This is a genomic window from Microbulbifer mangrovi (assembly GCF_002009015.1).
Lineage (GTDB): Bacteria > Pseudomonadota > Gammaproteobacteria > Pseudomonadales > Cellvibrionaceae > Microbulbifer > Microbulbifer mangrovi.
In genome coordinates this window covers 47,023-61,663 of sequence record NZ_LZDE01000344.1, presented here as the reverse complement: position 1 = coordinate 61,663, position 14,641 = coordinate 47,023, and the positions used below count along the sequence as shown (strand labels likewise).

The following is a 14,641-nucleotide window of genomic DNA, read 5'->3' as shown; positions in this document are numbered from 1 at the left end:
ACACCTCGGTTGACGATATTGCGGTGATCGCCATCCGATTACACAGGTGCTCTCCCGCACCTAACGTTCGCGACTTACAGATTTCCCGATGAGCTGACTGCGAATGTCAAAGCGAACCCCAAAAAACAAACGGCAGAAAACCGAATGCCATATGGCAGTAGCTTTGAACATATTGCGGCTATCTCAATTGTCAGGTGAAAACTGCTACGACAGACAAGGACTGCACTAACTGAAGCCAACCGGCGAGTGACAGCAAAACTACTGCACAGGATGAATTAGTCGTCTTACCTTGTAGGGACCGATCTTATTTCGTACAACAAGCTCGAATAATGAACAATCGGTATTCAGTTTTGAGTCGAGCCGGATTAGTCGCCATGGGAGGGAAGTTTTAATTCACTAGGAAAAAAGTTGTGATTAAGCAAAAACGGCGCATGCTGCGACCCGCCAGAATGCAGCAAACGTCACAGCCATAAGGCATCGAAGAACCTGATATCAAAACACTCAATTTTTACGCCGAATTTCTACTAGTGCGTAGTGCGGCATTCAAGACAAGCTCAATAAAGTTACATACCCCAAATGCATACTTATTGGGGAACAGGTAAAAACGGCTTATAGTTTTTTTTATTTTTTTAACAATAGCCCCTACTAGCTAATCGATATAATTTTATATTCGTATCCCATAAAAAAATAAAAGCAAAAGGGGTATAACAAAAGATCGCAAAAATTTAAAAATGTTAAATTCTGCCCGTAATAATTTCTCAATTTAACCCGCCACTCAAATACAGCAGCTATTGGTAAGCACGACGACCTAGATCCACGATCAATGGGTACGCAAAGCCGTTAACTATTGTTTTATTTGAAATTTTTACTTTTCGAGAAATAGGCGCCACAGAATCTTTTCGTAAAAAACACTATCTCCACACCAGAATCACCTGCCAGCTGAGTCATTTTTCTCAGAAACTTCCTTCTCACTCTTATAACTGATAGGCCGCGAAGCCAGTTGTCATATGCAAAACGAAAACCTATTTTTTAAAGGTTGCCCAAAAAATGATCAATCAGCCGGGGATGCTTTTACACCATCGTAAGAGATTTCCGCCCCGGTGATCTGTGGCAATGAGAAGTATCGATCAGAGTAACCAGCGAGAGGGATCTAGCTATGCCTTGCCGTAATGGCGATTGCTATCCGCACAGGGATAAACCGTCAATCGCACCTCCAGAGTCACACCTCGAACAACCTTCAGGACGTCGAACCTCCATAACCCGTGTGTTTCTACAGCGAGGCGGCGCTTGGGGACTATCTCTGTCCTTGATTGCTGGACCGACCTTGGCTGATCCCCCTCCTCTCAAGAAAGTCACTGTTCCCGATGTAAACATGCTGGGCTTACTAGATGGCGAAGGCGAAGGTGTTAGCACTTCGGAATGGGAGCAAATCACCAAACCAGGCAAGCGCGTAGCGCTACAACGACTTGGAAAGCTGTTCTTTTACGACATGCAGGTTGGCAGTGACGGAGTTCAGGCATGCGCCAGCTGCCACTTCAACTCTGGCGCTGACGTACGACGAGTCAATAGCATGAGTCCAGGTCTCCGCGGTGGGGACATGTCACACCAATTGCTGGGGGCCAACAAGAAGCTTACCGCAGCGCATTACGGTGGCGTAAATTCACCGCGCGGCTTGCCGGTTAGCGAAAGTACACTCATCAGTTCGGGGGCAACCCCGGACCAAGGCAACGGGACTCCAGGCAACCTTGTTGACAGTTCTGTCCTGAATAGTATTGCCAACTACGACGTAAACGATGTCGTTTCCTCCCAAGGGGTGCGCGCCACATTGTTTACCGGTCTGATCGCCGGCTCCGCGCAGGATGCCGGAACGATTAATGCAAAAGACCTGGGATTTGACGACGACGACGTTCTGTTCCCAGTGGACTTCCCCAATGATCCGGCATTCCCCAAGACCGTGCGACGGGTAGAACCGCGCAATACACCGACAACCTACAACGCCATCTTCAACCAGCGCAGTTTCTGGGATGGTCGTGCGGATATGTTTTTTAACGGCGTAAACACACTGGGATTCCGCGACCCGGACGCGAAATTGCGTGTTTATTACGGCGGGGACTATGCCCAGAAACATGGCGTTCTGATCCCATTTTCATCACTTGCCTCCCAGGCAGTAGGCCCGATCGGCAGTGACCTGGAAATGGAGTTTACCCACCGCGGTGGAGGCAACGAGCCCACTTACAATCTCGGCCGCAAAATGCTTCACCTCACCCCGCTTTACGGACAGTGGGTGAACTGCAATGACTCCCTTTTAGGGAGCCTGATCAGCTGTGGTGTCGGTGAATCTCAGAAGCGCGGTGTTGACGACTATCTCTACTCCGACTTTGTCAAAGACATCTTCGTAGAGAAATTCTGGGGAGACGGCAATGGCAACGACGTTTGCCTGACCGCTGCTTCCGACTTCACCGAAAAAGTGGACATGAGCAACTGTGGTTACGGCTCGGACAACAGAACCCTGATGGAGGTCAACTTCAACCTGTTCTGGGGTCTTGGCGTGCAGGCCTATGAAGCGATGCTCACCACGGGCAACACCATTGTCGACCTGATGGCTGGCGGCATGATCGATTCGGACCCAGAAGGTAATAATGGTCCGAAAACGATGGTCGAGCATATCAGCGCTGACGGGAGAATACTGGTACGCCTGGATGTGGGTAAAGCCCGTCCGCCAGCAGGCGCACCGAACCGGAAATTTGAGCGTGTCAACGGTCGCTTCATGATGGTAATCGACTGGACTGAACTCCAGCCGGAGGGCGATGGTGTAGCCTTTGAGGATTGTACGGCGATGCTCCCACCGGAAGATACTCCCGAGGAAGCTGCTGCCGCTTATGACTCCTGCTCCTACAAGTTTGCAGAGTTTATCCATCCTAAAGCGGAAACCGGATCCGAAGCCCCCAAAGCGCCGAACCAGCCGGAAAGCGGCGCACTTGCCGCGGGTGAGCCTATTGGAGGGTGTGCACCTCCGTACAGTTCCCGTGTTTGCGAGGCTGCTGCCGCCACCATCGCCAATATCGATGAGGGTATGGGGCGTTTCCAGGCCGGTGCGACAGACTGCGCCGCATGCCACTCCTCCGCTGAGTTTACCGGTGCCACCATCAGTGCCACGGTTGGATTTGGTGGCGTAGACCCGGTTCCCGGTGAAGAGCCTCCTGCCATTCTGGAAAGAATGAACACCTTTGAAAACCAGGGGGTCTACGATTCTGGCTTCTACAATATTGCGGTTCGCCCAACCGCGGAAGACGTCAGTGTTGGTGGAGATATCTTGACGACCAACGGAGGGATCATACCACTGTCCAAAGCGAGGCTGGCACAGCTCATAGGTATGCTTCCCGGTGAATTACCCTATCCGTATAACACGCCGGAATCCAAATCGGTTCTGCAGAAAATTGCCGACCGACTGGAAGCTGGCGTGGGTCTCGGCGGTGTGCAGGTACCCAAATCGCCTAGCGACCTTTCGGCCAAGCCGTTCGCCATGAACCTGGCTTGTGACCCGGAAATGGATCCACCGCCGACAATCTGTGATCCAAACGTCCCGAGTGACGATCTGGCGCTCCGCTATGGTTTCTTTAAAACACCAACCATCCGTATGACCAAGTTCACCGGACCGTTTATGCATAACGGCTCAAAAATGAACCTGCGTCAGGTACTGGAGTTTTATAAGACCATTGTCGATTTTGATGCGGACGACGATAAACGCTTCGGCTTTTCCAAACTGAACCGCCACAACCTGGATGCGGGACTACGCATCTTTGATGTGGGTGCCGATCGAGAGGCAGCCATGATCGAAATGATGGAGACCGGCTTGACCGACTGGGGCGCTGCCTACCAGCAGGGCAAATTTGACCACCCGCAAATTTGCGTTCCCCATGGTCACGACAAACAAGGTCGTACCAAGCTCGCTGATATCGCGGCGGTCGGTGCGGAAGGTAGTTCTAACCGTATTATCACCTTCCAGGAAGTACTTCAAAATGCATCGGGATTCGCTCACGATCTGAAAACACACTGCGATATGGATATTTCTGACGTCAACGGAAAATCCAAAATTGAAGTGCCCTATGCGGCGCCTCCTGTAATGCCCTAGTTAGTCGGACGACCGGGCAAGCCCGCACGGCGACGTGCGGGCTTTTTTTGTTTTCACGAAAACACATTCAGCCAACTCAAACATGCCTGTCATCACCTCACGTTTGGCTGTGATGGTTGATCAAAACTTCCTAAGCGAGAACCGGTCAATGATATTGCCCTCACCATCAATCGCCCGGTACTTGAGCGACCCCGATAGCGGGTCGACGTCGATCACCTGATAAGTGCGGGTATTTACCGCGCCAAAGGCGGCAAATTCGGGCAACGCCTGCTCGTACATTTTGGTACCGGAAACCGCTACCAGGTATACAGTCCCTTGCTCCCCTTCCACTGCGGGCTCATTGCCTCGCATAGGCACCGTGCGCATATATGCATGGTCGTGACCCTGGAAAGCGATATCCACGTTGTGCTTGTCAAAAATCGGTCCCCAGGCATCCCGAATCGACTTGTTGTCCCGTCCTTCACGGGAGGCGTAGAACGGGTGGTGATAGATCACTACTTTCCAGCGCGCGGTACTTTCACCCAGCACACGATCCAGCCAGTCCACCTGTAACTCGGGCTCAACCAAGTGGTAATTGGAATCCATCACTACCACCAGCAGATCCTGGTAAGTAACGTGATAGGTGCGGCCGGGATCCAGCTTGCTGCTGCCATTTTCCGGCAACGCAAATTGCTTCAGGTATAAGGCGGGATACCCACCGTGGCTGTCGTGATTTCCCAGCGCCGGTACCACCATGGAACGGTCGAATACCGAGCTGCCCTCGTGGAAGAACTGGTCCCAGTTGTCCTGCTCCTGACCATGATCGATCAGGTCTCCGGCAATCATGTAAAAGCGCGCATTGGGAAATTCAAAGTCGGCCTGTCGAATCAGCTGGCCCCAGCGGTCCAGGCCATTTTGCGGGTCTCCCAGATACACGAAGGAAAACGGCTCGGAGGGCGAACTCGCGGCGGTGCGAAACTCGCGCGGAGCCGACCAGCTCTCGCCGTTGTCCGCGCTGACCGCGTACAGGTAGTCCGTTGCCGGCGACAGATTCTCAAGAGACACCCGGTGCAGGCGCACAACGGGATCGTTGACTACCTGCAGGCTGCGCAATTCGGTATAGGTAGCTTTCTTCCGCTGCACGGCTTTGCGGCCCGCAGTGAAAAACTGGTCCCTGGGGGCAAACCACAGAAGCCCGTTGTCGACACTGTCATCTGTGCGCCACTGCACGGTGGCAGAAGTCGCGGGATTACCCTGCCAGGTCAGCTGTAAGTGGTCGGGCTGTGCCGAAGAGGGGTAGCGGGTTTCACGAAAATACCCGACAAAGCGCGACACCAGCTCCCAGCTCTCGAAGCTGCGCAACACCGGCAGGCCGACAAGCGCCTGCGGCAGGGTATTGAAGTAATCGTTGTCGTCGATAAACGGCAGGCCGCCTACTTTCGCGACCGCCACATCCACACCGGAAACCAGCGGTGTTATCTCGATTGCCCGCCCACCGTCTACAGGCGCCGCAAATACCAGATAGGGCTTCAACTCGCCGGAAAGGCTGGGCACACCCAGGTCGACCTCCCCTGCGCCCACGCGCTTTGACCAGACATGGTAAGAATCTTCTTCATCCACAATAAAATCGAGGGCGCTGGACCGGGTAAAACCCTGGTCGCCTAGCCAGAATGGCGTCTCACCGTATGAGGAATCAAATGCGACATGAATGACCGAGGGCCGGTCTACACGGAAGCGGGAAAACGCGGTACCGAGATATTCGCGCTCGTCCTGTGACAGGAATGCGGCAGCCGACTGCGGTGTGAGGGCAACACGCTCCTCCGGGGACAACTCCCGTGACATGCGCTGAATAATCTCGGTCACACGCTTTTCCAGCGCCCCATGCACACCTTCTGAAGTGTCCGCGGTGGCGAAAGGAATGGTACATACCAGCAGAGCGGCCAGTATCAGATTGGAAAATAGTCGCATAGAAACCCCCATATTTTGCGGGAGATTTTAACGACATAAATTTGTAGATGGCGTCAGGGAAATGAATTTTTGGTGACAGTTTGATGACGGCCGCTAATCTTTTCTGCCGTGCCAAAACCAGGGAATACAAAAAAGCCGGGCCAAAGCCCGGCGCAACATCCTGTGGTTTGCCGAATAATTCTGCTAATTCAACACACGGTAACCCCGACCTCGCAGACAGTTACGGGCGATGTAACTCTCTTCAGCGTGTGCACTGCCGACGCCACTCACGCCGCCGATCAATGCCCCGGCGCCGGCGGCTGCCGCTGCTGCACTACTGGTATCGCCGATGATCGCGCCCAGCGCACCACCCAGCAGCGCACCACCCGCAGCGCGGGTCACCCCGCGGCGCCCGGCATCGTTGCGCGCCGCCATGGACATGGTTTTGCAGTCCGCAAGATCCAGCTGGTATTGCCGCATGTTCACGCCGTAGGTATCAATCACGATATTGCCTGCGCCGTATACCTGTTCCTGCTGGTAGGCACATCCAAACAGGGTTGCTGCGCTTAGGCCCACAGCGGCCAGGATCTTGGATCTCATTGGCGCTCCTCACCACATTTGTCGCCTGTATCTACTTAGGTTTAGACGATTGTGGAGAAGCGCGCCAACCCATGTAGAAATATAACGGGATCGGCTAGGAACAGATTGTTTGGATGTACGCCTAGAGGTTCGCCCCGGACTCAACGATAGAAGTAGTCCAGCTGCAGGCGCTGTGGCTCGCCGGCCTTATCCAGCAGGTTGGTAACGCCGACAAAGCGCGTCAACCTCGCGGAACCGGGTTTGCCGTCTGTCCCGGCACTGTATTCAAGGTCGATTCCCCCTCCGGCAATCCAGCGCAAGAATGCCTGCGCCAGCTCAACACGCAGACAGAGATCCGACGCCTCTCGCGCACAGGGGATCGCCCTGGCTCTCAGCTTGATCGAGCGGCCGTGCACCGGGGAGGCAAACTGGAACTGCACAGTCTCCCCCGCCTCTAACCGATGCCAGTGCTGGCGGACGTACGGGTCGAAACCGGCATCGATCACATCCAGCTTATCCATGGGCAGGGTGTTTTCGGTAAACCCGGACTCCCGGTCTGCCCGGTAGCGCATGCGCCACCCGGTTTCGGATCGAGAAACCTCCCGGACTTCGCCGAGACGGAAATCTTCCTGGGCAATCTGTGGGCGGGTGGACAGTAGAACCCCGGTCTCATCGATAACACCAGTGATCCGCTTCTCAGCAACCTTGCTGCCTTCGCGTCCCTCCGGCGCGTAGTACACCACGCGAATATTACTGGCTTCCCCGCTGGTCTGAGGCCCACCCTGAGGCACCAGAAAGTACTCGCAATAGCGCACCTGTGCCGCGCTGCCTGCGGGCTCTACCAGCTGCGCCCGCCCTATCACGGCTGCCTGTGCGGTCACTGATTCAGGTGCGTTGCAACCGGACACCACTAGAGAAGCCGCCGCCAACCAGGTACCCATGACCACCTCCGGGGAAATTACTCAACGGGAAAATTCTTGAAAACACACAAAGGTTCGAGGTTTTATCGCCGAAACACCGGTGCCTTGGCGCACTGCATCACTACTGGCAGATAGACAGTCCAGAGTCCTGCAAGTATCGCCAGCGATAGCCCAAGCGGCTCAGCGAGGCTAACAGAGGCATTGATCTTCGCCCCGACCAGGTAACTTGCAGGTCCCCCGATTGCGCCAAACAAGGCCGCCACCCAGAACTTACGCTGTAGAAAGTGAAACGCAAACCTCAGTGCCAGGGCGAAATTCACCCACAGAAGTGACAGCCAGACAGGCAATAGCACGATCTGGCTCGATGTCTCGAAGAGCCCGAAGCGGAAGAGTAGCGAGTCCATCACACAGCCGGAGACGGTCACAACCGCTACCCATACCAAGGTACGCAGAGCCCCCCTGATACCACCAGCGCCAGGGCCAGTGAGATCAAAAAACCACAGGTGAAACAAGAGATTGCACAGCGTGACGATAGTCAACAGTGCAGTCCCTGGCGAGACCACACACAGAAACCACACCAGTTCAAACAGCAAGCCGCTGAGCAGTAGTTTACCGAAATTGCGCGATCGGGATTGCACGCTGGCTACAGAATCCATCAGCTTAATTCAGCGATGGCAATGTATTGCATCGGGGCTTGGCAAAGGTGAACTGCGCAGTGCTGATCACCCGCTCGAGGAAACCACCTTCGCAGTAGCAGAAATAGAAATCCCACATATTGATAAAGCGCTCGTCAAAACCCTGCTGACGCACTTCATCAATCCGTTCAAAGAAGGCTTTCCTCCACGATCGCAGCGTCATCGCATAGTCGAAAGTAATATCGTCCAGGCCGACAATCTGCATGTCCGTGTGATTGGCAATATTGTCGGCAACTACCTGGTTGGACGGCAGGCAGCCACCCGGGAAAATATACCGCTGGATAAAGTCGACACTGTTTTTGTACTGCTCGAAGCGCTGGTCCTGAATGGTGATGGCCTGCATGACCATCAATCCATGGGGCTTCAGCAGCGCACTGCAGCGAGAGAAAAAGTCGCGATAGTACTGATGCCCCACGGCCTCGACCATCTCGATGGAAACGAGTTTGTCGAACTGCCCCTCCAGTTCCCGATAATCCTTGAGCAACAGTGTTACCCGGTCCTCAAGCCCCTCGCGGGCGACCCAGGCTTTTGCATACTCGTACTGTTCTCTTGAAATGGTGGTGGTGGTTACCCGGCATCCATACTTCCTGGCCGCGTATACCGCCATTCCGCCCCACCCGGTGCCGATCTCCAGCAGATGATCCGTTTCCTTGAGCTGCAGCTTGCGACAGATACGAGCGAGCTTGAACTCCGACGCCTCGGCGAGACTCGCATCTTTGGACGGGAACACCGCCGATGAATAGAGCATGGTCGGGTCAAGAAACAAACCGAAGAAATCGTTGCCCAGGTCATAATGGGCAGAGATATTGCGACGAGAGCCATGCAATGAATTGCCATTCAGCGCATGTAGCGCCTTGAGGGCAATTTTATTCAGAAAATTCCATTTCGAATCGAGGCTTTCCAGCAACGCCATATTGGCAGTCATCAAGCGGATCACCTGGACGAGATCCGGTGAGCGCCAGGCGCCGTCCATGTACGCTTCGCCGGACCCGATCGATCCATTGAGCACCACCTGCGCATACAGGGTCGGATCTGTCACAACGATATGCGCCTCGATATCGGACGTGCCGGCGGGTTCGCCAAACACCAGTGCCCCCCTGCCCGCGGAATTATTCCCCTGACTCGCTGAAGTCAACGCATATTGCTCGTGCACGAACAATGTTCCCACGCGTACACTCTTCAGCTTCTCCAACAGCAACCAGCGGCAAAGACGCTCGAACCGGGATATCGGCGCTGCACGACGAGCACTGGGCAGGTTGTCCTGCTCGTTCGCCGCATCAAGCACAGCACCTGCCTTCATCCCCGCTTGCCCCGCGACGTTTTCTGAAAGTTTCCTGTTCGCTTCGGCGAGGAAATCTGCCCCGGTGGCAGGGGCGGACTTGTATCCAGACTTCATATCGATTGCTCTCCGGCTCTAACTTGATATTCGATTACGTCGCAGCTAGCGGGCACACTTGCAGCCCAACAATAGCAACTACAAAGGGCGCTTCTTTCCCGGATGGGTAAACAGGGGAATACGCTTCACCAGAAGCTTTAGCGCCTGCCAGTATATTGAGATGATGATTTTTACGGTGTGCAGCGGAAACTGGATCAGTTTCTTGCGCAGCGCCGCCCCACTGATTTCCTCGCGCTTCAGGGTCATACAAGCGTCAAACACCCGCTCCTGCCCCTGCACGGACTGGATGCGGATGGAAAGCCTGTCACCGGGCATCGTGCTTCGCCACAGATAGCGCTGGTCCAGTGGCATAAACGGGGATACATGCAGTTCCTTGCGGAATTCAGTCTTGTGCACCCGATCCTGGGACCGCACATCCAGAACGTAGCCATGCCGCTCGTTCCAGGGCGTGTTGTGCACATCTACCAGCAAGTATTCCACTGCCTCACCGGCCCGATCGAAGCAGTAATACACACTGATGGGATTCATGTTGTAGCCGAAATACCGCCAGTTCGCGAGTAGCGCAATGGGTCCTTCCGGGCGAGAGCCAAGCTCCTCATATACCCGCGCTCGGACTGCCTCCTCCAGCGGAATAGCCGGATCCCCAAAGAAATCTTCCCGGCAGAAACGCGCCGGCGCACCGGGTTTGTCGGACCACAATCGCGTCTGGGCAAATAGCGTTGGCAGCTCGTGCAGAAACGCATACACCATAAAACCCCGATAACGGAATCCGTGCTCCCGAGGCTGCATACGTCTGTGCTGAATCCAGCCAGTGTAAAGACCGCTGCGCACTAGAAATCGACTCCCAAACCCCTCGCCACACGAATCGCGCTGACGACCCCGTCTTCATGGAAACCATTGGCCCAATATGCGCCGCAGAACCAGGTGCGCTTGACGCCATTAACTTCCGACCAGCGAGACTGCGCATGCGTGCCATCCACCGAAAACTGGGGATGGGAATACTCGTAACGGCCAATGACTTTGGCGGGATCAATGGCATGATCCGCATTCAGGGTGACACAATAGGTTTTTTGCGTATCCAGCCGCTGCAGGATATTCATGTTATAGGTGAGCGCCGGAAGGCTGTCATGCGCGCCCTGCAGCCGATAATTCCAGCTGGCCCAGGCGCTGCGGCGACGGGGCAACAGACCTATATCCGTGTGCAACACAACAGAATTTTTCTCATAGGGGATCTGCCCAAGGATATCCTGCTCGCTCGCGTCGGCGTCACCCAGCATTGCCAGCGCCTGGTCCGAGTGACAGGCGAATATCACCTGATCAAACTCTTCGTGCCGGGATTCGCCATGCTGACCCCGGTATTCCAGGGTCACTCCCTGCTCCCCACGAACGACTCGCTGTACCGGCGAAGACAGCCGGATACGGTCTGAAAATCCGCGCACCAACGGCTCGATATAGCTCCGGGATCCGCCCTGAATCACACGCCACTGGGGTCTATTGAAAATATTCAACAGGCCGTGGTTGTAGAAAAAACGGATAAAGAAGTCCACGGAGAAATCCAGCATGCGGGACATGCTGGCAGACCAGATGGCCGACCCCATGGGCACGAGATAGCGGGACGAAAATTCCGCGGAATAGCCATTGCTATCCAGATAGTGACCCAGGGTCATCGACGGGCTCAACTCTCCATCGCGCCAGTCACTTACCGCGTCCCGGTTGAAACGTACAATATCCTTGAGCATCCGCCAGTGCCCACCATCCAGCAGGTTGCGACGCTGGGCAAACAGGGAGTTGAGGTTATTTCCCGCATACTCAAACTCGCGCCCGCCCTGCCCCTGGCCCACCTCAGACAGTTGCGGCGTCGACACGCTGAACCCCATATCCGTAGGCTGTGATTCCACCCCAAGCTTGCTCATAAGCTTGATGAAATTGGGATAGGTCCAGTCATTAAAAACAATGAATCCGGTATCAATCGCGAGTGTCCGGTCGCCTTCACGCACATCAATGGTGGCAGTGTGCCCGCCCAGGCGGTCGTCCGCTTCGAACAGAGTGATGTCATATTTCTCATGCAACAAATGCGCCGCGGTCAATCCTGAAATACCGCTGCCAACAATGGCGATTTTCATCAGCCTCTCCTCAATTTTTTAATTCTGGTCATGCGAGGTGCACATATGCCAAACCACACCGGCCGCAGCACACCCAGTAACCGCAAAGGCCAACTCATTCGACGGGGAAAATCGATCACGCTCTTGCCACTCCTGATTCCAGCGAGAATCCGGTGGGCAGCCTCCTCTGGAGGCATCAGGAACGGCATCTCAAAGTCATTTTCACGGGTCAAGGGCGTATCGATAAAGCCGGGGCGGACCAATACGGACCGCAGGGCAACATTTGAGGTATCTGCGCGCAGCGCATCCATAAAATATTGAAGCGCCGCCTTTGAAGCGCCATAGGCCTCTGCGCGCGGAAACCCCACGACGGATGACAGACTCCCTAGCGCAACAAACACGGGGGCTCGCGCATTGGTAAGTAGCGGCAAAGCCACTCGCAGCGTATTCACTACACCGAAGAAATTACTGTCGAACACCCTGCGATAGCTCACAATATCCAGGGACAGATCGTCGTCATACTCGCAGGTACCCGCACAGGCAATTACCAGATCGAGCTGATCCGTAATGTCTTTCAGTAATGCACCCGCTTCTGCCATGGAAGCGTCATCGCCGACATCACAGGGTAAAACCTTGACCAATTTGGGAGCTGGTTTCTGTAGTTCCAGCAATGTATCTCGATTGCGACCGCTGATGATCACGAAATGCCCCTCGCCGGTCAGTATCCGCACCAGCTCAGCGCCAATCCCTGAACTCGCACCGGTAATCCAGATGGTCTGTTTTTCAGCAGGACTAACATTTTTAGACATTTGTGCTGCACCTCCACCGACTACCCATCAGCAGGTTATCGGGCTGATATCTTTTCATTGACCCTGTGCTCCACTACCGCTGGCAATGCCCCGCTTAACGTAGCGTAATACCGACCCCAGCAGTGGTACCTGTTCATACACCATGGCACCGAGGTCGTAGATATCTTCGTGGGCCAAAACGCGATCCCGCTCCAAATCCAGCTGCAACAGAGACGCCCCTCTCAGGCTCAGAAGCTTGCCACCGCCGAGACGGGGATGGCGATAATGCATGGTCCACCAGAGGTTGAGAGTGTTGCCGTCGATCAACGTTTGGTCGAACTCAAACCGGCATTCCTGGAGGTTCTTGGCGACGCCGGCAAAGTAAGCCTGCATATCACGGAGACCGCGTATTACATGTACCGGGTCGGAGAATTCCACATCCTCCGCATAAACTTCGGCGATTGAGCCTGGATCTGCCGCCAAAAAATCGGAGTAGAGCCGCTTAATACGATTTACCAGCGATGCCATATTGCCCCTCCCGGGCGTCGCGTCTGAACGGTTACCTTTGATTACGCCGCCAAACGCCAATCAGATTACCACCCGGTCACAATATCTGTGCACCGGGTATCGCCCCCACGAATCGAGATAGATAAAGAGTGTGACCCGCAATTGATCCAAACCGGAAAATCCCGCGTAGAACCCGGTGAACAGTAGGTAAGCCAAGCAGCTGAAGACCATTGCCAGTACAATGGTCGAAATGGAACACAGAAACAGTGAGTCAAACAATAGTGCAGGCTTCTGACCAGGCCAGAAATGACGAATGGAGCAGACTGCTGATCCGAGTGGGGCGACATCGCGATCGCGCCGCCTTCGAGCAGCTGTATTTCCACTTCTCCCCATTAATCAAGGGGTTCCAGTTCAGTCGCGGAGGGCAGAGCTCGGCACCGGAAGCTGCAGACGAACTTGTACAGGAGGTTCTGTTCAAGGTTTGGCGAAAAGCACCGAGCTTCAACCCGGACAAGGCCGCTGCGAGCACATGGATATATACCATCATGCGTAACTGCCGCATCGATGCCTTGCGCCGCCATGGCCGGCAACCAGATACCGATGAAAGCCTGAACGTAGAGGATATTTGGGACGACAGCCAGGACGACCAGCCGCTAATTTACCTACAGCAGTCACGCAGTGAAAGCGCAGTCGCTGACGGCTTGCAGAGCCTCCCACCGGAGCAAAGTCACGTGATTGAAAAAGCCTATATGGAAGGCAAATCACACAGTGAAATCTCCGAGGAACTCGGTCTGCCCCTGGGCACCGTCAAGTCGCGTGTACGACTGGCCCTCAAGAAACTACAAAGCACCATTGTCAGGTAGGTAACCATGATTCATCACCATCCAGACAACAACATGCTCCTGGAATACGCCAGCGGAAGCCTGAACTGGGCCCACAGTATCGTGGTAGCGGCCCACCTGCAGCTGTGCCCCAAATGCGCAGCCGATCTCAAGCTTCTCAACGGCATCGGCGGCAATTTGCTGGCAACCAGCGCGCCTGCACTTGCTAGCGCCCCGGAGCAGGAAAAACAATCCTTCGAGCAGCTGATGCAGCGGATAGACTCAGGCAACCAGTCATTCGATGCCCCAGAAGCACCCGAACAAAAGGCACCGAGAACGGCCCTGCCCCGTAAACTGGCTAAAGATCCGGTGTTCGCATCTGTTCCCCCGGTGGTCGAAAAGCTGCTCGGGCAAAACTCGGCATTGCGCTGGCGTCGCCTCTCCAAGGGGTTGAAGGAAGCGCGCTTGAAAACCGGACAATGCCAGCACGAAGTCGCTTTCCACCGTATCGCACCGGGCAACAAGGTGGCCGAGCACGATCACCGCGGCACGGAGATCACTATGGTGCTTTACGGCAGTTTTTCTGATGCCGATGGCATTTACTCTCGCGGTGATTTCCTGGTGCGCGAGCCGGGCGAAACCCATCGCCCCACCGCCACCCAGAATCACGAATGCCTGTGCCTGTCGGTAGTGGAAGCGCCGGTGGCACTGACAGGGATAATGGGAAAACTGGTGAACCCATTCCTCTCGTTCCGGCCGCAGTAACTGCAAGGCG

12 protein-coding genes are annotated in these 14,641 nt (G+C 54.9%); 3 read left to right on the top strand and 9 right to left on the bottom strand.

What is annotated here, in order from left to right; all coding sequences use genetic code 11:
* The first annotated feature begins 1,324 nt into the window (after positions 1 to 1,324).
* Complete coding sequence (locus tag B4U49_RS17050) at positions 1,325 to 4,132, top strand: cytochrome c peroxidase (protein ID WP_204903074.1); 2,808 nt, start codon at positions 1,325 to 1,327, stop codon at positions 4,130 to 4,132.
* A gap of 120 nt (positions 4,133 to 4,252) precedes the next feature.
* On the opposite strand, the gene B4U49_RS17045 is transcribed toward B4U49_RS17050, so the two are convergent.
* The 9 genes from B4U49_RS17045 to B4U49_RS17005 form a co-directional block, all read right to left on the bottom strand.
* Positions 4,253 to 6,079 (bottom strand): purple acid phosphatase family protein, encoded by a 1,827-nt coding sequence (locus B4U49_RS17045; protein WP_158078649.1) that lies wholly within the window; start codon positions 6,077 to 6,079, stop codon positions 4,253 to 4,255.
* Positions 6,080 to 6,262: 183 nt separating this feature from the next.
* Complete coding sequence (locus B4U49_RS17040; RefSeq protein WP_078085808.1) at positions 6,263 to 6,658, bottom strand: glycine zipper family protein; 396 nt, start codon at positions 6,656 to 6,658, stop codon at positions 6,263 to 6,265.
* A 140-nt stretch (positions 6,659 to 6,798) separates the two neighbouring features.
* A complete protein-coding gene (locus B4U49_RS17035) occupies positions 6,799 to 7,578 on the bottom strand; it encodes a hypothetical protein (protein WP_078085807.1) in 780 nt (259 codons plus the stop codon).
* Between the two features lie 62 nt (positions 7,579 to 7,640).
* Complete coding sequence (locus B4U49_RS17030) at positions 7,641 to 8,213, bottom strand: DUF2878 domain-containing protein (RefSeq protein ID WP_078085806.1); 573 nt, start codon at positions 8,211 to 8,213, stop codon at positions 7,641 to 7,643.
* 4 nt (positions 8,214 to 8,217) lie between these two features.
* Positions 8,218 to 9,648, bottom strand: a complete 1,431-nt coding sequence (locus B4U49_RS17025; RefSeq protein WP_239692687.1) for an SAM-dependent methyltransferase — start codon at positions 9,646 to 9,648, stop codon at positions 8,218 to 8,220.
* 78 nt (positions 9,649 to 9,726) lie between these two features.
* On the bottom strand, positions 9,727 to 10,479 hold the full coding sequence (locus tag B4U49_RS17020; RefSeq protein ID WP_078085804.1) for a DUF1365 domain-containing protein: 753 nt from the start codon (positions 10,477 to 10,479) through the stop codon (positions 9,727 to 9,729).
* Positions 10,479 to 11,771 carry an NAD(P)/FAD-dependent oxidoreductase gene (locus tag B4U49_RS17015; RefSeq protein ID WP_078085803.1) on the bottom strand — a complete coding sequence of 431 codons (1,293 nt, stop codon included), beginning with the start codon at positions 11,769 to 11,771 and terminating at the stop codon, positions 10,479 to 10,481. The genes B4U49_RS17020 and B4U49_RS17015 overlap by 1 nt, the downstream gene beginning before the upstream one ends.
* Positions 11,771 to 12,559 carry an SDR family NAD(P)-dependent oxidoreductase gene (locus B4U49_RS17010; RefSeq protein ID WP_078085802.1) on the bottom strand — a complete coding sequence of 263 codons (789 nt, stop codon included), beginning with the start codon at positions 12,557 to 12,559 and terminating at the stop codon, positions 11,771 to 11,773. Before B4U49_RS17010 ends, B4U49_RS17015 begins: the two co-directional genes overlap by 1 nt.
* 54 nt (positions 12,560 to 12,613) lie before the next feature.
* Positions 12,614 to 13,066: a nuclear transport factor 2 family protein gene (locus B4U49_RS17005; protein ID WP_078085801.1), complete on the bottom strand. Its 453-nt coding sequence runs from the start codon at positions 13,064 to 13,066 to the stop codon at positions 12,614 to 12,616.
* A gap of 245 nt (positions 13,067 to 13,311) precedes the next feature.
* Here B4U49_RS17005 and B4U49_RS17000 point away from each other — a divergent pair, with 245 nt between their 5' ends.
* On the top strand, positions 13,312 to 13,908 hold the full coding sequence (locus tag B4U49_RS17000; protein ID WP_193432858.1) for a sigma-70 family RNA polymerase sigma factor: 597 nt from the start codon (positions 13,312 to 13,314) through the stop codon (positions 13,906 to 13,908).
* Positions 13,909 to 13,914: 6 nt separating this feature from the next.
* Positions 13,915 to 14,631, top strand: coding sequence for a ChrR family anti-sigma-E factor (locus B4U49_RS16995; protein WP_078085799.1), 717 nt, complete (start codon positions 13,915 to 13,917; stop codon positions 14,629 to 14,631).
* Positions 14,632 to 14,641: the final 10 nt, after the last annotated feature.

What these genes read in the sequence shown, in the direction of transcription:
- B4U49_RS17045 (WP_158078649.1), bottom strand. Translation starts at nt 6,079, where the DNA reads ATGCGACTATTTTCCAATCTGATACTGGCCGCTCTGCTGGTATGTACC.
- B4U49_RS16995 (WP_078085799.1), top strand. Translation starts at nt 13,915, where the DNA reads ATGATTCATCACCATCCAGACAACAACATGCTCCTGGAATACGCCAGC.
- B4U49_RS17005 (WP_078085801.1), bottom strand. Translation starts at nt 13,066, where the DNA reads ATGGCATCGCTGGTAAATCGTATTAAGCGGCTCTACTCCGATTTTTTG.
- B4U49_RS17030 (WP_078085806.1), bottom strand. Translation starts at nt 8,213, where the DNA reads ATGGATTCTGTAGCCAGCGTGCAATCCCGATCGCGCAATTTCGGTAAA.
- B4U49_RS17035 (WP_078085807.1), bottom strand. Translation starts at nt 7,578, where the DNA reads ATGGGTACCTGGTTGGCGGCGGCTTCTCTAGTGGTGTCCGGTTGCAAC.
- B4U49_RS17040 (WP_078085808.1), bottom strand. Translation starts at nt 6,658, where the DNA reads ATGAGATCCAAGATCCTGGCCGCTGTGGGCCTAAGCGCAGCAACCCTG.
- B4U49_RS17025 (WP_239692687.1), bottom strand. Translation starts at nt 9,648, where the DNA reads ATGAAGTCTGGATACAAGTCCGCCCCTGCCACCGGGGCAGATTTCCTC.
- B4U49_RS17010 (WP_078085802.1), bottom strand. Translation starts at nt 12,559, where the DNA reads ATGTCTAAAAATGTTAGTCCTGCTGAAAAACAGACCATCTGGATTACC.
- B4U49_RS17015 (WP_078085803.1), bottom strand. Translation starts at nt 11,771, where the DNA reads ATGAAAATCGCCATTGTTGGCAGCGGTATTTCAGGATTGACCGCGGCG.